This is a genomic window from Citrobacter portucalensis, assembly GCF_023374935.1.
GTDB classification, from domain to species: domain Bacteria; phylum Pseudomonadota; class Gammaproteobacteria; order Enterobacterales; family Enterobacteriaceae; genus Citrobacter; species Citrobacter portucalensis.
The window spans coordinates 2,150,175-2,168,911 of the sequence record NZ_CP092466.1 but is presented as its reverse complement, the minus strand read 5'-3'; the positions used below and the strand labels follow the sequence as shown (position 1 = coordinate 2,168,911).

Genomic DNA, 18,737 nt, shown 5'->3' with positions numbered 1-18,737 from the left:
ATTCACTTCCTCATTAATCTCCTTTCAGGCAGCTCGCATACTGGTTGGCTAATTGGTTCAAAAACGCTGAATAGCTTGTTTTACCCAGTTTGATATTCGTTCCGAGCGGATCCAACGTTCCCATTCGAACGGATGTCCCTCTCGCGACGGCTTCAACGACCGCTGGCCTGAACTGTGGCTCAGCAAAAACGCAGGTTGCTTTTTGCTCAACCAACTGTGTTCTTATTTCATGTAAACGCTGCGCACCAGGTTGAATCTCAGGGTTCACGGTAAAGTGACCAAGCGGTGTTAGTCCGTAGTGTTTTTCGTAGTAGCCATAGGCGTCATGAAAAACGAAATAACCTTTTCCCTTGAGCGGTGCGAGCTCGTTACCTACCTGCTTATCGGTTGCGGCTAATTGTGCCTCAAAATCCTTCAGGTTGGCGTCAAGTTTGGCTCGACTTTGCGGCATAAGTTCCACTAATTTTTCATGGATTGCAACCGCTGAGGCCCGCGCTATCTCTGGGGAAAGCCAAAGATGCATGTTGTAATCGCCATGATGGTGATGCTCGTCACTTTTTTCACCGCCAGCATCATTGTGTCCATGATCGTCATCGTCGTCATCGGCACCTTTCATGAGTAACGGTTTCACGTCATTGAGCTGCGCAATCGTTACCTGTTTCGCGTTAGGAATATTCTTGACTGACTTTTCCATAAACGCTTCCATCTCAGGTCCAATCCAAACAACTAAGTCCGCGCCCTGTAAGCGTTTTACGTCTGATGGACGCAGTGAATAGTCATGTTCGGAAGCCCCGTCAGGCAGGAGAACCTCAGTGTCTGTTACCCCGTCTGCAATGGCTGAAGCAATAAACCCCAGCGGCTTGAGTGAGGCCACCACAGCGGCATTTGCTGCCTGTGTTGCACTACCCCAAAGAGCAGCGGATAATGCTGCGAAAAGAAGCGTATTTTTATGTAACATAATGCGACCAATCATCGTAATGAATGTAAGAAATGTGATATTATAACATTCTATAACTTCTGCAAGACTAAAATTGATATGACGACTTTGGTTTCACTGGAAAATGTCTCGGTCTCTTATGGTCAACGCCGCGTCCTGTCTGACGTATCGCTTGAACTTCGACCCGGTAAAATTTTAACGCTTCTCGGCCCAAATGGCGCCGGGAAGTCTACGCTGGTGCGCGTTGTATTAGGGCTGGTAGCGGCTGATGAGGGAGTAATCAAGCGTAATGGTCAATTGCGGATTGGCTATGTACCGCAAAAACTGTACCTCGATACTACGCTGCCACTGACGGTAAGTCGGTTTATGCGCTTACGTCCCGGTACCAAAAAAGAGGATATCCTTCCGGCACTGAAGCGCGTTCAAGCCGGGCATCTGATGGATGCACCGATGCAAAAGCTCTCTGGCGGGGAAACGCAACGCGTCCTGTTGGCCCGTGCTTTATTGAATAAACCTCAGCTACTGGTGCTCGATGAACCAACTCAGGGCGTGGATGTCAATGGGCAGGTCGCACTGTACGACCTTATCGACCAGTTGCGACGTGAACTGGATTGCGCCGTACTGATGGTTTCCCATGACCTGCATCTGGTGATGGCCAAAACCGATGAGGTACTGTGCCTGAACCATCATATTTGCTGTTCCGGTGCGCCGGAAGTGGTTTCTATGCACCCGGAATTCATCTCAATGTTCGGGCAACGCGGCGCCGAACAACTCGGAATTTACCGTCATAATCACAATCACCGCCACGATTTACAGGGTCGTATCGTCTTACGCCGGGGAAATGGTCACTCATGATTGAATTGTTATTACCCGGCTGGTTAGCTGGGATCATGCTGGCCTGTGCCGCTGGCCCACTCGGCTCGTTCGTCGTCTGGCGTCGAATGTCTTATTTCGGTGATACGCTGGCCCACGCTTCGCTGCTGGGGGTCGCCTTTGGCCTGCTGCTGGATGTAAACCCTTTCTATGCGGTTATCGCCGTCACCCTGTTGCTGGCTGGCGGTCTGGTATGGCTGGAGAAGCGCCCTCACCTTGCGATCGATACCTTGCTGGGTATTATGGCGCACAGCGCGTTGTCATTGGGGCTGGTTGTTGTCAGCCTGATGTCCAACATCCGTGTGGATCTGATGGCTTACCTGTTTGGTGATTTGCTCGCCGTGACGCCAGAAGATCTTATCTCCATCGCCATCTGCGTGGTTATTGTTCTGGCGATTCTGTTCTGGCAGTGGCGTAACCTGCTGTCGATGACCATCAGTCCGGATCTGGCATTTGTCGATGGCGTGAAGCTGCAACGCGTGAAGCTGCTGCTGATGCTGGTTACGGCGTTAACGATTGGCGTGGCGATGAAGTTTGTCGGGGCGCTGATTATCACCTCACTGCTTATCATCCCTGCGGCGACCGCCCGTCGCTTTGCCCGTACGCCGGAGCAGATGGCAGGGGTTGCCGTTGGAGTGGGAATGATAGCGGTTACAGGCGGGCTGACCTTCTCGGCCTTCTATGACACCCCGGCAGGTCCTTCCGTGGTGCTGTGCGCCGCGCTGCTGTTTATTTTCAGCATGATGAAAAAGCAAGCGAGCTAAGCATGCGTTGCCCGGTGGCGCTGCGCTTACCGGGCCCACAAAATCGCCCAGGCCTGATGAGCGTCGCGACATCAGGCATTAAGGCATCTGTGGCGGTGTAATGCCAAAATGGTTCCAGGCGCGCACGGTTGCCATACGTCCACGCGGCGTACGTTGTAGAAAACCTTGCTGAATCAGATACGGCTCCAGCACGTCCTCAATGGTTTCACGCTCTTCCCCAATCGCCGCTGCCAGGTTATCCAGTCCTACCGGCCCGCCAAAGAATTTATCGATAACCGCCAGCAGCAGCTTACGGTCCATATAATCGAATCCTTCCGCATCCACATTGAGCATATCCAGCGCCTGGGCGGCAATATCAGCCGAAATCGTACCGTCATGCTTCACTTCAGCGAAATCGCGTACCCGGCGTAATAAACGGTTGGCGATACGCGGCGTACCGCGGGCGCGGCGTGCCACTTCCAGCGCGCCTTCATCGCTCATTTCCAGGCCCATAAAGCGTGCGCTACGCCCAACAATGTGCTGCAGGTCTGCCACCTGATAGAACTCCAGGCGCTGCACAATACCAAAACGGTCACGCAGCGGAGACGTTAACGACCCGGCGCGCGTCGTCGCCCCGATTAGCGTGAACGGCGGCAGATCGATCTTAATCGAACGGGCAGCCGGTCCTTCACCAATCATGATATCCAGCTGATAATCTTCCATCGCCGGATACAACACCTCCTCCACCACCGGTGACAGACGATGTATTTCATCGATAAACAGCACATCGTGGGGTTCAAGGTTGGTAAGCATTGCCGCCAGGTCACCCGCTTTTTCCAGAACCGGACCGGACGTGGTGCGCAGATTAACGCCCATTTCATTGGCGACAATATTGGCAAGCGTAGTTTTACCAAGACCAGGAGGACCGAAAATCAGCAGGTGATCGAGAGCGTCACCGCGCAGCTTCGCCGCCTGGATAAAAATCTCCATTTGCGAACGGACCTGAGGCTGGCCAATGTACTCTTCCAGCAATTTTGGGCGAATCGCACGATCCACCAGATCTTCAGGGGTAGTGCTGACAGCCGAAATCAGGCGATCTGCTTCAATCATCCGTTACCTCACAATGCCGCGCGAAGCGCTTCACGAATCAGGGTTTCACTGCTGGCATCAGGGCGGGCAATTTTGCTCACCATGCGGCTGGCTTCCTGTGGTTTATAGCCCAACGCCACCAGCGCAGCAACCGCTTCCTGCTCGGCGTCGTCCGTTGTCGGGCTAGCCGGAGAAGTCAGGACCAGATCCGCCGCTGGTGTAAAGAGATCACCATGCAAACCTTTAAAGCGGTCTTTCATTTCTACAATCAGGCGTTCTGCGGTTTTCTTACCAATACCCGGTAATTTCACCAGCGCGCCCAGCTCTTCGCGCTCCACGGCATTAACGAACTGCTGAGCAGACATACCGGAGAGGATCGCCAGCGCCAGCTTCGGCCCCACGCCATTGGTTTTGATTAACTCTTTAAACAGCGTGCGCTCTTGCTTGTTGTTAAAGCCATACAATAGCTGAGCATCTTCTCGCACCACAAAATGGGTGAAAATAATCGCTTCTTGCCCGGCTTCAGGCAACTCGTAGAAACAGGTCATCGGCATATGCACTTCATAGCCTACCCCGCCCGTTTCCAGAAGGACCAACGGGGGTTGTTTTTCAATAATGATGCCTCTGAGTCTGCCTATCACGTGACGCTCCTGCGTTAAGGGCTAAAAGGTAATGCGCTATCATAAAAAAAGGCTGGATAGATATCCAGCCTCATTTGTCACTAACGTAACCGACCTCGCGCCAAATTCAGCCTCGACTCGCTCATTTGCATGGCGTTCTGACTGACATGGCAGTGGGTAATGGCAATCGCCAGTGCATCCGCGGCATCTGCTTGCGGATTCGCCGGGAGTTTTAGCAGCGTGCGTACCATATGCTGGACCTGGCTTTTTTCCGCGCTACCGATCCCCACCACGGTCTGTTTTACCTGGCGGGCCGCGTATTCAAAGACCGGTAGATCCTGATTGGTCGCCGCAACGATTGCCACGCCGCGAGCCTGTCCCAGCTTTAGCGCCGAGTCGGCGTTCTTCGCCATAAAAACCTGCTCAATGGCAAAATAGTCCGGCTGGAACTGGGTGATTATTTCCGTCACGCCCGCGTAAATCAATTTCAGACGTGACGGGAGATCGTCGACTTTGGTGCGAATGCAGCCGCTGCCGAGATAGGTCAACTGCCTGCCGACCTGACGAATAACGCCATAACCGGTGATGCGAGACCCCGGGTCAATGCCGAGAATAATAGACATCACGCATCTCCTGTTATTTTATGGCTTAACCACATCATTCTAAGGTGGCAGCAACCTCATCGGAGATTTCACCGTTGTGGTAAACTTCCTGCACGTCGTCGCAGTCTTCCAGCATATCGATCAGACGCATCAGCTTCGGCGCTGTTTCTGCATCCATATCCGCTTTGGTGGATGGGATCATAGACACTTCAGCTGCGTCCGCTTTCAGACCAGCCGCTTCCAGCGCGTCACGCACTTTGCCCATCTCTTCCCACGCGGTGTAAACGTCAATTGCGCCGTCGTCGAAGGTCACAACGTCTTCAGCACCTGCTTCCAGCGCCGCTTCCATGATGGCGTCTTCGTCGCCCTGTTCAAAGGAGATCACGCCTTTTTTGCTGAACAGATAAGCCACGGAACCGTCGGTACCGAGGTTACCACCCGTTTTCGTGAACGCGTGACGCACTTCCGCAACGGTACGGTTACGGTTGTCAGACAGACATTCAATCATAACGGCTGTACCGCCAGGACCGTAACCTTCATAGATGATGGTTTCCATGTTGGAATCTTCATCACCACCCACACCGCGAGCGATTGCACGGTTCAGAGTGTCACGGGTCATGTTGTTAGCCAGCGCTTTATCAACCGCTGCACGCAGACGCGGGTTAGCATCCGGATCGCCGCCGCCCAGTTTAGCCGCCGTCACCAGCTCACGAATTATTTTGGTGAAAATTTTACCGCGTTTAGCATCCTGCGCTGCTTTACGGTGTCTGGTGTTGGCCCATTTACTATGACCTGCCATAAATAATATCTCCAAAAAGCGCGCCTTTTCAGGCGACGTTAATTACAAACTCTTCAATCGCCTGCCGGTTACTCCACGACTTGGTTAATTGGGCGGCTTCAACCGCATTAACCCAACGATAGGTCAGATGTTCGGTGAACACGATCTCTCGTTCTGAGGGAAGTGTCAGGCAAAACCAGGATTCAGTATTACGTTCAATTCCCGGTGCATAGCGATGACGTAAATGGCTAAAAATCTCAAACTCCACCGTGCGCTGACAGTCAATTAAGGTCAGTTGCTCAGATGCAACATCAATGGCGACCTCTTCCTTTACTTCGCGCATAGCGGCTTGCGACGCGGTTTCACCTTCTTCAAGGCTGCCGGTGACCGACTGCCAGAAATCAGGATCGTCGCGTCGCTGTAACATCAGCACTCTCCCGGTGTCCTTTGCATAAATCACGACTAACACCGAGACAGGCTGTTTATATGTCATATCAGTTATTCTCGGCCTTCTTAACAACCTGAATGCTCAGTTCCGCCAGCGCAGCTGCGTTGGCAAAGCTTGGCGCTTCAGTCATCAGACACGCTGCAGCCGTGGTTTTCGGGAAAGCAATAACGTCACGAATGTTGTCAGTACCGGTCAACAGCATAGTCAGACGGTCCAGACCAAACGCCAGGCCCGCATGCGGCGGTGTACCATATTTTAGCGCATCCAGCAGGAAGCCGAATTTCTCACGCTGTTCTTGCTCATTAATGCCCAGAATACCGAATACGGTTTGCTGCATGTCGCCGTTGTGAATACGCACGGAACCGCCGCCTACTTCGTAGCCGTTGATGACCATATCGTACGCGTTGGCAACCGCGTCTTCCGGCGCAGCTTTCAGCTCAGCAGCCGTCATATCTTTCGGCGCGGTGAACGGGTGGTGCATTGCGGTCAGCCCACCTTCACCATCATCTTCGAACATTGGGAAGTCGATAACCCACAGCGGAGCCCATTTGGCTTCGTCGGTAATGCTCAGATCTTTACCCAGTTTCAGACGCAGCGCGCCCATCGCGTCGGCAACTACTTTCTTGTTGTCGGCACCGAAGAAAATCATGTCGCCGTCTTGTGCACCGGTACGTGCCAGAATCGCTTCCACAATTTCTGCGTTCAGGAACTTAGCAACTGGGCTGGTAATACCTTCCAGACCTTTCGCACGTTCGGTGACTTTGATGTAAGCCAGGCCTTTCGCGCCGTAAATCTTGATAAAGTTACCGTAATCGTCGATCTGCTTACGGCTCAGTGCAGCACCGCCCGGTACACGCAGAGCAGCTACGCGGCCTTTCGCATCGTTTGCCGGGCCAGAGAACACTGCGAACTCAACGTCTTTCACCAGATCGGCGACGTCAACCAGCTCCATCGGGTTACGCAGGTCTGGTTTATCGGAACCGTAACGACGCTCAGCTTCGGCAAAGGTCATGATCGGGAAATCACCCAGATCCACACCTTTCACTTCCAGCCACAGGTTACGCACCAGCGCTTCCATCACTTCACGCACCTGCGGTGCGGTCATGAAGGAAGTCTCAACGTCGATCTGGGTAAATTCAGGCTGACGGTCAGCACGTAAGTCTTCATCACGGAAGCATTTTACGATCTGATAGTAGCGGTCAAAGCCAGACATCATCAGCAGCTGTTTAAACAACTGAGGTGATTGCGGCAGCGCGTAGAATTTCCCTTTATGTACGCGAGAAGGTACCAGGTAATCGCGCGCGCCTTCCGGCGTTGCTTTGGTCAGCATCGGTGTTTCGATGTCGAGGAAGCCGTGGTCGTCCATAAAACGACGCACCAGACTGGTGATTTTGGCACGCGTTTTCAGGCGCTGCGCCATTTCAGGGCGACGCAGATCTAAATAGCGATACTTCAGTCGCGCTTCTTCGGTGTTGACGTGGTTAGAGTCCAACGGCAGCGAGTCTGAACGGTTGATGATGGTCAGATCGGAGGCCAGCACTTCAATTTCGCCCGTCGCCATATCGGCGTTGACGTTTTTCGCGTCACGCGCACGCACGGTGCCCGTAACCTGGATACAGAACTCATTACGCAGTTCGGAGGCCAGCTTTAACGCGTCCGCACGGTCCGGATCGAAAAATACCTGCACGATACCTTCGCGGTCGCGCATATCGATAAAGATCAGGCTACCAAGATCACGACGACGGTTGACCCAACCACACAGAGTCACCTGCTGCCCCTCGTGGGACAGACGTAGCTGTCCGCAATATTCTGTACGCATGAGATATCCCTTAACTTTGCCGCAGGCGGATTGTCACCTGTCTCGCAGATGACGAAGTCGCAGCTTTAGCTGAATGTCACAACTGAATGAAAAAAGGCGGCTATTATACTGGAAATTCTGCCGCACGATAAGAGCCTACTGGGATAGACTCTCAGTCCGGTACTGACTGTACGCCTGTTTCCTGGACGGGCATTGCGTAATCTCACAAAAAATAACAAAAATTGTCGCCCCTTTCACACTGATTCGCGATTAAGGTGTAACGGAATTCTTTTATTACTGGAGTGACCATGCTGGAATTGAACGCTAAAACAACCGCCCTTGTCGTAATTGATTTACAGGAAGGGATCCTGCCTTTCGCTGGCGGCCCTCATACGGCACATGATGTGGTTACCCGCGCCGCGCAATTGGCGGAAAAATTCCGTGCCCACGGTTCCCCGGTGGTAATGGTGCGAGTCGGCTGGTCTGACGATTACGCCGAAGCGCTGAAACAACCCGTAGATGCTCAGACTCCGGCAAAAGCGTTACCTGAAAATTGGTGGCATTACCCGGCTGCTTTGGGGAAATGCGCCAGCGATATCGAAGTGACTAAACGCCAGTGGGGAGCCTTCTATGGTACCGATCTGGAATTGCAGCTGCGTCGCCGGGGTATTGATACCATCGTCCTGTGCGGGATCTCGACGAACATTGGTGTTGAGTCGACGGCGCGAAATGGGTGGGAGCTGGGTTTCAGTCTTATCATTGCAGAGGATGCCTGTAGCGCCGCCAGTGCTGAGCAACACCAGGGCAGCATGACCCACATTTTCCCGCGCATTGCGCGCGTTCGCAGCGTGGAGGAGATTCTGCAAGCGCTATGATTTATATCGGATTACCTCAGTGGTCGCATCCAAAATGGGTGCGTCTGGGGATCACCAGCCTTGAAGAGTATGCCCGCCATTTTAACTGCGTGGAGGGCAATACCACGCTGTATGCGCTGCCTAAAGCTGATATTGTTGCCCGCTGGCAGGCACAGACCACCGATGCGTTTCGATTTTGTTTTAAGTTTCCGGCGACCATTTCGCATCAGGCTGCGCTGCGTAATTGTGATGACCTCGTACAGGAATTTTTTACGCGCATGTCGCCGCTGGAATCGCGCATTGGACAATACTGGCTGCAATTACCTGCGACTTTTGGCCCACGCGATCTGCCTGCCCTGTGGCAGTTTCTCGATGTGCTCCCGAATTCCTTTACCTACGGTGTGGAAGTTCGCCATCCAGACTTCTTTGCCAAAGGCGAAGCCGAGCAGCTATTTAATCGCGGTTTACACGAGCGCGGAGTAAACCGGGTGATTCTGGACAGCCGCCCGGTGCATGCCGCAATCCCGCATACTGAAGCAATACGTGACGCCCAGCGCAAGAAACCGAAGGTTCCGGTGCATGCTGTGGTGACGGCAAACCATCCGATGGTACGCTTTATCGGTAGCGATAATATGGCACAAAACAGCGAGCTTTTTGCCGTCTGGCTGACCAAGCTATCGCTATGGCAACGCACCACGACTCCGTATCTGTTTTTGCATACGCCGGACATCGCGCAGGCCCCGGAGCTTGTTGATACGCTATGGGCAGATTTACGCAGCGCCCTGCCAGAGATCGGATCAGCACCCTCTATTCCACAGCAATCTTCTCTTTTCTGAAATTGCCACCTATCATAGTCAGTGCCAGCAGCCATTTTAAAAGGGAGTTTGTATGGTAAGCGCGCTTTATGCCGTATTGGGTGCGTTATTGTTAATAAAGTTCTCCTTTGACGTCGTTCGCCTGCGCATGCAATATCGCGTTGCCTATGGCGATGGAGGTTTTAGCGAACTGCAAAGCGCTATCCGCATTCACGGTAATGCGGTGGAATATATTCCCGTCGCGTTAGTGCTGCTGTTATTTATGGAAATGAACGGCGCAGAGACGTGGATGGTGCATATTTGCGGGCTGATGTTGATTGCCGGACGACTGATGCATTATTACGGATTCCACCACCGGCTCTTCCGCTGGCGCCGTTCAGGCATGAGCGCAACCTGGTGTTCGCTGTTGCTAATGGTGCTGGCGAATCTTTGGTATATGCCCTGGGAGTTGGTTTTCTCCCTGCATTAGCGCACAATACGCCACTTTATTTTTCCCGGATTTTTACGTTATGTCTCACCGCGACACGCTTTTTTCTGCGCCTATCGCCAGTCTGGGTGACTGGACCTTTGATGAACGGGTAGCTGAAGTCTTCCCGGATATGATCCAGCGTTCCGTTCCTGGCTATTCCAATATCATTTCTATGATTGGCATGCTGGCCGAACGTTTCGTACAACCCAACACGCAGGTCTACGATCTGGGCTGTTCTCTGGGCGCGGCGACGCTCTCGGTGCGTCGCAATATTCATCACGAGAATTGCAAAATTATTGCCGTCGATAACTCCCCGGCGATGGTTGAGCGCTGCCGTCGTCATATTGACGCCTATAAGGCACCGACCCCGGTTGAGGTAGTCGAAGGCGATATTCGCAACATTACTATCGAAAACGCCTCGATGGTGGTGCTGAATTTTACCCTGCAATTCCTTGAGCCACCTGAGCGCCAGGCATTGTTGGATAAGATTTATCAAGGGTTGAATCCCGGCGGCGCGCTGGTGCTGTCTGAAAAATTCAGTTTCGAAGACGCTAACGTTGGCGAGCTGCTGTTCAACATGCACCACGACTTCAAACGGGCCAATGGCTACAGCGAACTGGAAATTAGTCAGAAACGCAGCATGCTGGAAAACGTGATGCTGACCGACTCGGTAGAAACGCACAAAGCGCGACTGCATCAGGCCGGCTTTGAGCACAGCGAATTGTGGTTCCAGTGCTTCAACTTTGGCTCTCTGGTGGCGTTGAAAGCTGAGGTTAGCGCATGATCGATTTTGGTAACTTTTATCAGTTGATTGCCAAAAATCATCTGTCCCATTGGCTGGAAACGCTTCCGGCGCAAATCGCTGCCTGGCAGCGCGATCAGCACGGTCTTTTTAAGCAATGGTCAAACGCCGTCGAGTTTCTGCCCGAGCTGACGCCGCATCGTCTGGACTTACTACACAGCGTTACCGCAGAAAGTAAAGAACCGCTTAGCGAAGGCCAGCTTAAACGCATCGACACCCTGATGCGTAACCTGATGCCATGGCGTAAAGGACCGTACTCGCTGTACGGCGTCAACATCGATACCGAATGGCGTTCCGACTGGAAGTGGGATCGCGTTCTGCCGCACTTGTCTGATCTCACCGGCCGTACCATTCTTGATGTCGGCTGTGGCAGTGGCTATCACATGTGGCGCATGATTGGCGCTGGAGCGCATCTGGCGGTTGGGATCGATCCTACGCAACTGTTTCTGTGCCAGTTTGAGGCGGTACGTAAACTGCTGGGCAATGACCAGCGTGCTCACCTGCTGCCGCTGGGTATTGAGCAACTTCCAGCGCTAAACGCCTTTGACACTGTGTTCTCCATGGGCGTGCTTTATCACCGCCGATCGCCGCTGGAACATCTGTGGCAATTAAAGGATCAGTTGGTTAAAGATGGCGAACTGGTGCTGGAAACGCTGGTCGTCGAAGGTGATGAAAATACCGTACTGGTGCCGGGCGATCGTTACGCGCAGATGCGTAACGTCTACTTTATTCCATCTGCGTTGGCGCTAAAAAACTGGCTGGAAAAATGCGGTTTTGTTGATGTGCGCATCGCCGATGTCTGCGTCACCACCACCGAAGAGCAGCGCCGCACCGAGTGGATGGTAACCGAGTCGCTGGCCGACTTCCTCGACCCTAACGACAACAGCAAAACGGTGGAAGGCTACCCCGCCCCATTACGTGCGGTATTGATTGCGCGTAAGCCGTAATAGATTGCCGAATGACCGTTACGTATAGCGCCGTTTCTCCAAAATAGTTCAAGTTGCAGCAAGGCGGCAACGCAGCAAATCCCCGGGAGCGTAGATAACTACGTGACCGGGGTGCGTGAGGCGGCCAACGCTGCTGCGGCTTGAAATATGAAGGAGAAAAAAAGGCCCCTGTTGAAATTGCAGGGGCCTGGTACGAGCAAGCATCATATTGGGCGACATGATGCAACGGTAAAATCAGTTGGCCTGATGGTGTGCAATGATTGCTTTCATTTCAGCAACCGCCGTCCCGTCTACCGCATAGCGCGAATACTCATCCGCCTGCGCATCCGAAGACATCGACAACCCCGAATTGCGATAACGCATTGGTGAAGCCAGCCATACTCCGGCAGAACTGTGGACTTCCTGCACTCCAGCATCAAGGAACAGGGACAAATTCGAGGCGCGAACCCCCGCTCCGGCCATAATGATTGGAGCACCGGGCTGCGCAATAAGTTCCATTATTTTTGTTAAACCTTGCGCCGCATCTGATTTTTGCCCTGAAGTGAGTACTCTGGCAATGCCCAAATCAGCTAATTTTTTAAGCGCATTGAGTGGGTTAGCACACATATCAAAGGCCCGATGAAAAGTGACTTGCAGCGAACCGGCGGCAATCATTATTTTCTCCATGCGCGGCATATCGACATTGCCATCCACATCTAAAATGCCGGTCACCAGCCCTGAGAATCCCAGTTCCCTGACCATCGCAATATCATCCAGCATTGCAGAAAATTCACCTTCGGTGTAGCAAAAGTCGCCTCCACGTGGGCGAATAATGGGATTGACGGGAATCGAAATATGCTGGCGAACGGAACGCAAGACGCCCAGTGACGGCGTTAAGCCCCCTTCTTTGGGTGCCGAGCATAGTTCAATACGATCCGCGCCGTTTTGCTGCGCCGTGCGCGCGCACTCCATGCTGTAACAGCAGATTTCCAGTATAGCCATGCTCACTCCTGACGTTCGCTTGCCACAATGGTTTCAATCGACCACGGATGGAATTTTATCGTCACGCTACCATCGCTAACCGCCAGCGTCGGATTCGGTAAACGCTCACGCTCTCCTTTTGGCGAGCTGGTTTTCACAAAAATGCCCGGTTGACTCAGACCGTGATCGGAAAGCAGCGCCAGCGCTCGCGCATTCAGCGTTTCCGCCTCTCCCGGCAGAACAATTTCAATATGTTCCCAGCCTTCATGAGGGTAGCGTTTTTCGCCCGGCCACGGCAGTTCGACGATGGAAAATTGCCAATGTTGCACACAAACCGGCTCATGCAGTTTAAAAAGACAAATAGGTCTGCCGTTAATGATGTTTTCTGACAACAATTCACCGCACTGTTCAAACCCACGACGCCAGCGCTCTGCGGTGGTATTTTGATGGCAACGCAAGGAAATGTGATCGGCTTCCAGGCCTGTGATATCCAGCCCAAGACGGGTAGAAAGTTCCGTTAATGCCTGCGTGAAATGCGGTAAATCTGCAGAAATATCCTGTAGTTCTGCAACGGTTTGCCAGTTCGCCATATTAAAAGCTCATATCCATGTTCAAAGTCGCTAATTTACTCTGTTGCGCTGCGCCATCCAACCGCTGTTTTCTCCGAACACATCATGAATAAATTTACGCCATTGCATTGTTTATATTTCAGGCTACTGGTGGTACACACAATGCTGACGGCAACGGGCATTTGCAGTATACTCCCGCCCTTAATTCTTAAACTGGTGCGGTGAATTTTAGGCCGCTTCATAAATGTAAGGTATTCCGGTGAATATTCAGGCACTTCTCTCAGAAAAAGTCAGTCAGGCCATGATTGCTGCAGGCGCACCTGCAGATTGCGAACCGCAGGTTCGTCAGTCAGCAAAAGTACAGTTCGGCGACTATCAAGCTAACGGCATGATGGCTGTCGCTAAAAAACTGGGTATGGCGCCGCGACAACTGGCTGAGCAGGTGCTGACTCATCTGGATCTCAACGGGATTGCCAGCAAAGTTGAAATTGCAGGCCCGGGCTTTATCAATATTTTTCTCGATCCGGCATTTCTGGCGCAGCACGTTCAGCAGGCGCTGGCTTCTGATCGTCTGGGCGTAACTCAACCGGCCAAACAAACCGTCGTGGTTGACTACTCCGCGCCTAACGTAGCGAAAGAGATGCACGTTGGTCACCTGCGTTCCACCATCATCGGTGACGCGGCGGTGCGTACGCTGGAGTTCCTCGGTCACAACGTTATTCGCGCTAACCACGTCGGCGACTGGGGTACTCAGTTCGGTATGCTCATCGCATGGCTGGAAAAACAGCAGCAGGAAAATGCCGGAGAGATGGCGCTGGCTGACCTGGAAGGTTTCTACCGTGATGCGAAAAAACATTACGACGAAGATGAAGCCTTCGCGGAACGCGCCCGTAGTTATGTTGTGAAACTGCAAGGCGGTGACGAATACTTCCGTGAGATGTGGCGCAAACTGGTCGACATTACCATGTCGCAGAACCAGTTAACCTACGATCGCCTCAACGTTACCCTGACCCGTGACGACGTCATGGGCGAAAGCCTGTACAACCCGATGCTGCCTGGCATCGTCGCCGATCTGAAGGCGAAAGGGCTGGCTGTTGAAAGCGAAGGCGCTACCGTCGTATTCCTTGATGAGTATAAGAACAAGGAAGGCGAACCGATGGGCGTTATCATTCAGAAGAAAGATGGCGGCTATCTCTACACCACAACCGACATCGCCTGCGCCAAGTATCGTTACGAAACCCTGCATGCCGATCGCGTACTTTATTACATCGACTCCCGCCAGCATCAGCACTTAATGCAGGCCTGGACCATCGTACGTAAAGCCGGTTATGTGCCGGATTCAGTGCCGCTGGAACACCACATGTTCGGTATGATGCTGGGCAAAGACGGTAAACCGTTCAAAACCCGCGCGGGCGGCACGGTTAAACTGGCCGATCTGCTGGATGAAGCGCTGGAGCGCGCACGTCGTCTGGTCGCGGAGAAGAACCCGGACATGCCTGCCGACGAACTGGAAAAACTGGCAAATGCGGTCGGTATCGGCGCAGTGAAATACGCGGATCTGTCCAAAAACCGTACCACCGACTACATCTTCGACTGGGACAACATGCTGGCGTTCGAAGGTAACACCGCGCCATATATGCAGTACGCTTATACCCGCGTACTGTCCGTGTTCCGTAAAGCAGATATCGACGAAAGCGCGCTGGCAAATGCGCAGGTCGTTATCAGCGAAGATCGCGAGGCTCAACTGGCGGCGCGTCTGTTGCAGTTTGAAGAAACGTTGACCGTCGTTGCGCGTGAAGGTACGCCACACGTGATGTGTGCTTACTTGTACGACGTTGCTGGTCTGTTCTCCGGCTTCTACGAGCACTGCCCTATTCTCAGCGCTGAAAACGAAGAGATCCGTAACAGCCGACTGAAGCTGGCACAGCTGACGGCGAAAACCCTGAAGCTGGGTCTGGATACTCTGGGTATCGAAACCGTAGAACGTATGTAATCACCTCAAATAATGTGAAAGCCCGCACTATGTCGCGGGCTTTTTTATTTCCCCGAATGACCGCCCTCGTAGGCAGCACACTCAGGCCGACGAGAAACGGCTACGTTCACTGTAATTTGTAACAACCCACAAGGAATGACACATTTCCCTAGAGATATGGAACATCTTTTGCCTGTCATCCCGTCTAAGCCTCCGTATCATTAGGCGGCGAATTAATCGGGTACGGGTCAATGACATTCAGAGATTTTGAGGCGGAAGAAAAGCTCTTCCAGCGGCGTGTATTGGTGGCCTTTGGCCTGGTAGTCATCTGTTTTGGCATCCTGATTTACAATCTGTATAACTTACAAATCTGTCAGCACCAGTATTACACCACCCGGTCGAATGCAAACGACATCAAAATGCTGCCCGTCGCCCCAACGCGTGGCATGATTTACGATCGCAATGGCATCCCGCTGGTGCGCAACGTTACCTGGTACGATATTTCCGTTACGCCGTATAAAATCAGCGATATGAATGCGTTACTCCAGCAGCTCACGCCGATCGTTGACCTCACACCTGATGACATAGACCAGTTTCGCCATGAGCTGAAAGCCAGCAGCCGCTATCGTCCTGTGGTGCTAAAAAATGCGCTAACCGATGTCGAAATCGCCCGTTTTTCGGTAAACCAGTTTCATTTTAGCGGCGTCAACATCAATAGTTACGAAGACCGCCAGTATCCCTATGGCGCGGCGCTGGCGCATGTCCTGGGTTATGTTTCAAAAATCAATGACAACGACCTGAAAGCACTGGAACAAAAGGGTCTGGCGGAGAACTACGCCGCCGATCACAACATCGGTAAGCAAGGTATTGAGCGCTATTACGAAAACGAACTGCATGGAAAAACCGGTTATCAGGAGGTGGAAGTAGATAACCACGGACGCATCGTACGCCTGATCAAAGATGTGCCGCCCGTTGCCGGAAAAGATATCCATCTGACGCTGGATTTACATTTACAGCAATACATTGAGAGCCTATTGGCTGGCCAGCGGGCCGCCGTTTTGGTTGAAGATCCACACGACGGTTCCGTACTGGCGATGGTCTCAAACCCCAGCTATGACCCTAATCCGTTTGTCAAAGGCATCAGCTATCAGGACTATAACAAGCTACTCCAGGATAAAGACCTGCCATTAATCAACCGCGTCACGCAAGGATTGTACCCTCCCGCTTCAACGGTCAAACCGTATATGGCGATGTCGGCATTACTGAACGGTGTGATCACGCCGCAGACCAGTTTCTTCGGCGCCCCTACCTGGACGCTACCCGGCACCGAGCGACATTACCGTGACTGGAAAAAAACGGGCCACGGTATGCTGGATGTCACCAAAGCGATAGAAGAGTCTGCCGATACGTTCTTCTATCAGGTGGCGTATATGATGGGGATCGACCGGATTAACAGCATGCTCAGCCAGTTTGGTTATGGTAAACCGACCGGCATCGATCTTGATGAGGAGTATAACGGCCTGCTTCCGAGCCGCGAATGGAAGCAAAAAGTGCACAAAAAAGCCTGGTATCAGGGGGACACTATTTCAGTTGGCATCGGTCAGGGCTACTGGATTGCCACACCTATTCAGATGGTAAAAGCCATGGTCGCACTGATTAACAACGGCAAGGTTATCGTCCCTCACCTGCTGCTCGATGAAGAGAGCGGCAAAACCATCACGCCGTATCAGGCTCCAGAAGCACCATCACAAATCGCCTCGGCCTCATCGCCCTACTGGGGACTGGTGCGTCAGGCGATGTTCGGCATGGCGAATGAACCAAATGGTACAGGTTATAAGTTCTTTCACACCGCGCCATACGGCATTGCGGCAAAAAGCGGCACCTCGCAGGTCTTTAGCCTGAAAGAAAATCAGACCTATAATGCGAAGATGATCCCTGTCCGCTTGCGCGACCACGTGTTCTATACCGCATTTGCACCCTATAAGAACCCGAAGGTCGCGGTGGCGTTAATTCTGGAAAACGGCGGCAGCGATGGTGTCACCGCCGCGCCGGTTATGCGTCAGATCATGGATCATCTGTTTGCCCCGCAGGACAACACGGTACAAACAGTGACGACTGAACAATCAGGTCCGATAGCGGTATCGCCATCGAATACCGATATCAAAAATACTTTCGCAAGTATTCGGTAAGGCACAGCATCGCCATCGCCTGTCCGTAAGGCATGGAGGTCCGAGGGATGTTGCGGTAGAAATCGAGATTGTGTCCCATCCCGGTACCAAACGAGGTGTGCAGCAGTTCACCTTCCGGTGAAATATGCTGCACAATGCCGCGAATGGCTTTTTCGGCTACCGGCGCATACTCTTGCCCAACATAGCGTTTACGTACTGCTTTGAGGATCCCATAGGCAAATCCGGCAGTTGCCGATGCTTCCAGATACGACTGCGGGTCGTCCAGCAAGGTATGCCACAACCCACTTTCATCCTGGCATTTCGCCAGCGCCGCGATTTGCGCGTTCAGGACCTGTACCAGATAGCGGTGAACAGCATTGTTTTCCGGTAAATCAAGTAATTCGAGGAAGTCCGGGATCACGATAGTTAACCAACTGTTGCCGCGCGCCCAGCGGGCATTAGCAAAGTTATGATTTCCTTCATAGCTCCAGCCGTGGAACCACAGCCCCGTTTCTTTATCCATCAGGTTTTGCACGTGCAGCAGGAACTGATACGTTGCCTCTTCGATGTAGTCCGGGCGATTGAGTAGCTTGCCAATCTTCGCCAGCGGTAAAACCGTCATCATCAGCGTGTCATCCCACATCTGTTGATGGTTTTCTTCCGCCAGCGTGATGTGTTGCATACCACCAAATTCGGTACGCGGCATCTCATGCATTGCCCACTCAGCCCAGCTGTCGAGCCACGGCAGATACGCTGGATTACGCGTCTCTTCATAGCGATACGCCAACGTTAAAAATGGCGCCATGGTGTTCACGTTTTTAGTGGTTGCACCTTCAGCAAAGCGATCGGCAAACCAGCTATCGATGATATCGCGCATCGTTTCATCGCCGGTTTGCAGATAGTACTGATACATCCCGTACAGGCCGACGCCGTGTGTCCACTCCCATCCCGCCCAGCCTTTAGTATCAATTACGCGTCCATCGTCCAGACGCAGTAAGAACTCACCGGTTTCGTCATGAATATTGACCAGGTTATGCGTCACCTTTTTGATCAGCGTTTTTAATTCATCCCTGGCAATAAAATGTTCTGGCTGGCGCAATAACGGGCTATGTTTAACCGGGTAAACAATCATTTACTAAACCTCTGTCAATGTCGGATTCAATGCTGTGACCTGCCCCTGTTACGGCGCAGCAGCTTTATTTGGGAGGCCCCGCAATCCTCGCTTTGACAATGGGCATCCTTATAGGGTCACAGTAAAAGCTAACAGAAAGTGAAACCTTTCTATTTCTGCCA

The 18,737-nt window shown here is 52.6% G+C and carries 19 protein-coding genes; 9 read left to right on the top strand and 10 right to left on the bottom strand.

Annotated elements, in window-relative coordinates:
• Positions 1–13: 13 nt before the first annotated feature.
• A complete protein-coding gene (gene znuA / locus LY264_RS10515) occupies positions 14–958 on the bottom strand; it encodes a zinc ABC transporter substrate-binding protein ZnuA (RefSeq protein WP_048225779.1) in 945 nt (314 codons plus the stop codon).
• A gap of 78 nt (positions 959–1,036) precedes the next feature.
• On the opposite strand from znuA, the gene znuC reads away from it, so the two are divergent.
• Positions 1,037–1,792 (top strand): zinc ABC transporter ATP-binding protein ZnuC, encoded by a 756-nt coding sequence (znuC, locus tag LY264_RS10510; protein ID WP_003833829.1) that lies wholly within the window; start codon positions 1,037–1,039, stop codon positions 1,790–1,792.
• The gene (gene znuB, locus LY264_RS10505; protein WP_048224194.1) at positions 1,789–2,574 is read left to right on the top strand and encodes a zinc ABC transporter permease subunit ZnuB; all 786 of its coding nucleotides are present in this window, start codon (positions 1,789–1,791) and stop codon (positions 2,572–2,574) included. Before znuC ends, znuB begins: the two co-directional genes overlap by 4 nt.
• Positions 2,575–2,652: 78 nt before the next feature.
• On the opposite strand, the gene ruvB is transcribed toward znuB, so the two are convergent.
• The 6 genes from ruvB to aspS all read right to left on the bottom strand — a co-directional run bounded on the left by ruvB (position 2,653) and on the right by aspS (position 7,909).
• Entirely contained in the window at positions 2,653–3,663 is a 1,011-nt protein-coding gene (gene ruvB / locus LY264_RS10500) for a Holliday junction branch migration DNA helicase RuvB (RefSeq protein WP_003034872.1), read from the bottom strand.
• Between the two features lie 8 nt (positions 3,664–3,671).
• Positions 3,672–4,283, bottom strand: a complete 612-nt coding sequence (gene ruvA / locus LY264_RS10495) for a Holliday junction branch migration protein RuvA (RefSeq protein WP_003034869.1) — start codon at positions 4,281–4,283, stop codon at positions 3,672–3,674.
• Between the two features lie 80 nt (positions 4,284–4,363).
• Positions 4,364–4,885: a crossover junction endodeoxyribonuclease RuvC gene (ruvC, locus tag LY264_RS10490; RefSeq protein ID WP_003034867.1), complete on the bottom strand. Its 522-nt coding sequence runs from the start codon at positions 4,883–4,885 to the stop codon at positions 4,364–4,366.
• Between the two features lie 34 nt (positions 4,886–4,919).
• Positions 4,920–5,663 carry a YebC/PmpR family DNA-binding transcriptional regulator gene (locus tag LY264_RS10485; RefSeq protein WP_003833836.1) on the bottom strand — a complete coding sequence of 248 codons (744 nt, stop codon included), beginning with the start codon at positions 5,661–5,663 and terminating at the stop codon, positions 4,920–4,922.
• A gap of 28 nt (positions 5,664–5,691) precedes the next feature.
• Positions 5,692–6,135, bottom strand: coding sequence for a dihydroneopterin triphosphate diphosphatase (nudB, locus tag LY264_RS10480; RefSeq protein ID WP_048224197.1), 444 nt, complete (start codon positions 6,133–6,135; stop codon positions 5,692–5,694).
• A 1-nt stretch (position 6,136) separates the two neighbouring features.
• A complete protein-coding gene (aspS, locus tag LY264_RS10475) occupies positions 6,137–7,909 on the bottom strand; it encodes an aspartate--tRNA ligase (protein WP_048224199.1) in 1,773 nt (590 codons plus the stop codon).
• 287 nt (positions 7,910–8,196) lie between these two features.
• Between aspS and LY264_RS10470 the strand changes: the two genes are divergently transcribed.
• Genes LY264_RS10470 through cmoB form a run of 5 tightly spaced genes read left to right on the top strand, consistent with a single transcriptional unit; the run spans position 8,197 to position 11,775 of the window.
• Entirely contained in the window at positions 8,197–8,763 is a 567-nt protein-coding gene (locus tag LY264_RS10470) for a hydrolase (protein ID WP_048224201.1), read from the top strand.
• Positions 8,760–9,578 carry a DUF72 domain-containing protein gene (locus tag LY264_RS10465; protein ID WP_048224204.1) on the top strand — a complete coding sequence of 273 codons (819 nt, stop codon included), beginning with the start codon at positions 8,760–8,762 and terminating at the stop codon, positions 9,576–9,578. The genes LY264_RS10470 and LY264_RS10465 overlap by 4 nt, the downstream gene beginning before the upstream one ends.
• Positions 9,579–9,630: 52 nt before the next feature.
• Positions 9,631–10,026 (top strand): MAPEG family protein, encoded by a 396-nt coding sequence (locus LY264_RS10460; RefSeq protein ID WP_003833847.1) that lies wholly within the window; start codon positions 9,631–9,633, stop codon positions 10,024–10,026.
• Between the two features lie 40 nt (positions 10,027–10,066).
• A complete protein-coding gene (gene cmoA, locus LY264_RS10455; protein ID WP_003034686.1) occupies positions 10,067–10,810 on the top strand; it encodes a carboxy-S-adenosyl-L-methionine synthase CmoA in 744 nt (247 codons plus the stop codon).
• Positions 10,807–11,775 (top strand): tRNA 5-methoxyuridine(34)/uridine 5-oxyacetic acid(34) synthase CmoB, encoded by a 969-nt coding sequence (cmoB, locus tag LY264_RS10450; protein WP_048224206.1) that lies wholly within the window; start codon positions 10,807–10,809, stop codon positions 11,773–11,775. The genes cmoA and cmoB overlap by 4 nt, the downstream gene beginning before the upstream one ends.
• Positions 11,776–12,009: 234 nt before the next feature.
• Here cmoB and cutC read toward each other — a convergent pair whose 3' ends face one another.
• Positions 12,010–12,756: a copper homeostasis protein CutC gene (cutC, locus tag LY264_RS10445; RefSeq protein ID WP_048224209.1), complete on the bottom strand. Its 747-nt coding sequence runs from the start codon at positions 12,754–12,756 to the stop codon at positions 12,010–12,012.
• Between the two features lie 2 nt (positions 12,757–12,758).
• The gene (locus LY264_RS10440) at positions 12,759–13,325 is read right to left on the bottom strand and encodes a VOC family protein (protein ID WP_003833855.1); all 567 of its coding nucleotides are present in this window, start codon (positions 13,323–13,325) and stop codon (positions 12,759–12,761) included.
• Positions 13,326–13,563: 238 nt separating this feature from the next.
• On the opposite strand from LY264_RS10440, the gene argS reads away from it, so the two are divergent.
• Together argS and mrdA are read left to right on the top strand one after the other, a co-directional pair.
• Complete coding sequence (gene argS, locus LY264_RS10435; RefSeq protein WP_003833857.1) at positions 13,564–15,297, top strand: arginine--tRNA ligase; 1,734 nt, start codon at positions 13,564–13,566, stop codon at positions 15,295–15,297.
• A 230-nt stretch (positions 15,298–15,527) separates the two neighbouring features.
• A complete protein-coding gene (gene mrdA, locus LY264_RS10430; protein ID WP_048224212.1) occupies positions 15,528–17,465 on the top strand; it encodes a penicillin-binding protein 2 in 1,938 nt (645 codons plus the stop codon).
• On the opposite strand, the gene bglB is transcribed toward mrdA, so the two are convergent.
• Positions 17,437–18,576 carry a beta-galactosidase BglB gene (bglB, locus tag LY264_RS10425; protein WP_008785063.1) on the bottom strand — a complete coding sequence of 380 codons (1,140 nt, stop codon included), beginning with the start codon at positions 18,574–18,576 and terminating at the stop codon, positions 17,437–17,439. The two genes, mrdA and bglB, sit on opposite strands and share 29 nt — an antisense overlap.
• Positions 18,577–18,737: the final 161 nt, after the last annotated feature.

Excerpts from the sequence above, each read along its gene's own strand:
- mrdA (WP_048224212.1), top strand. The coding sequence starts at position 15,528 with ATGACATTCAGAGATTTTGAGGCGGAAGAAAAGCTCTTCCAGCGGCGT.
- cmoA (WP_003034686.1), top strand. The coding sequence starts at position 10,067 with ATGTCTCACCGCGACACGCTTTTTTCTGCGCCTATCGCCAGTCTGGGT.
- LY264_RS10465 (WP_048224204.1), top strand. The coding sequence starts at position 8,760 with ATGATTTATATCGGATTACCTCAGTGGTCGCATCCAAAATGGGTGCGT.
- cmoB (WP_048224206.1), top strand. The coding sequence starts at position 10,807 with ATGATCGATTTTGGTAACTTTTATCAGTTGATTGCCAAAAATCATCTG.
- LY264_RS10470 (WP_048224201.1), top strand. The coding sequence starts at position 8,197 with ATGCTGGAATTGAACGCTAAAACAACCGCCCTTGTCGTAATTGATTTA.
- LY264_RS10440 (WP_003833855.1), bottom strand. The coding sequence starts at position 13,325 with ATGGCGAACTGGCAAACCGTTGCAGAACTACAGGATATTTCTGCAGAT.
- ruvC (WP_003034867.1), bottom strand. The coding sequence starts at position 4,885 with ATGTCTATTATTCTCGGCATTGACCCGGGGTCTCGCATCACCGGTTAT.
- LY264_RS10460 (WP_003833847.1), top strand. The coding sequence starts at position 9,631 with ATGGTAAGCGCGCTTTATGCCGTATTGGGTGCGTTATTGTTAATAAAG.
- cutC (WP_048224209.1), bottom strand. The coding sequence starts at position 12,756 with ATGGCTATACTGGAAATCTGCTGTTACAGCATGGAGTGCGCGCGCACG.
- aspS (WP_048224199.1), bottom strand. The coding sequence starts at position 7,909 with ATGCGTACAGAATATTGCGGACAGCTACGTCTGTCCCACGAGGGGCAG.
- ruvB (WP_003034872.1), bottom strand. The coding sequence starts at position 3,663 with ATGATTGAAGCAGATCGCCTGATTTCGGCTGTCAGCACTACCCCTGAA.
- nudB (WP_048224197.1), bottom strand. The coding sequence starts at position 6,135 with ATGACATATAAACAGCCTGTCTCGGTGTTAGTCGTGATTTATGCAAAG.
- znuA (WP_048225779.1), bottom strand. The coding sequence starts at position 958 with ATGTTACATAAAAATACGCTTCTTTTCGCAGCATTATCCGCTGCTCTT.
- znuC (WP_003833829.1), top strand. The coding sequence starts at position 1,037 with ATGACGACTTTGGTTTCACTGGAAAATGTCTCGGTCTCTTATGGTCAA.
- znuB (WP_048224194.1), top strand. The coding sequence starts at position 1,789 with ATGATTGAATTGTTATTACCCGGCTGGTTAGCTGGGATCATGCTGGCC.
- bglB (WP_008785063.1), bottom strand. The coding sequence starts at position 18,576 with ATGATTGTTTACCCGGTTAAACATAGCCCGTTATTGCGCCAGCCAGAA.
- LY264_RS10485 (WP_003833836.1), bottom strand. The coding sequence starts at position 5,663 with ATGGCAGGTCATAGTAAATGGGCCAACACCAGACACCGTAAAGCAGCG.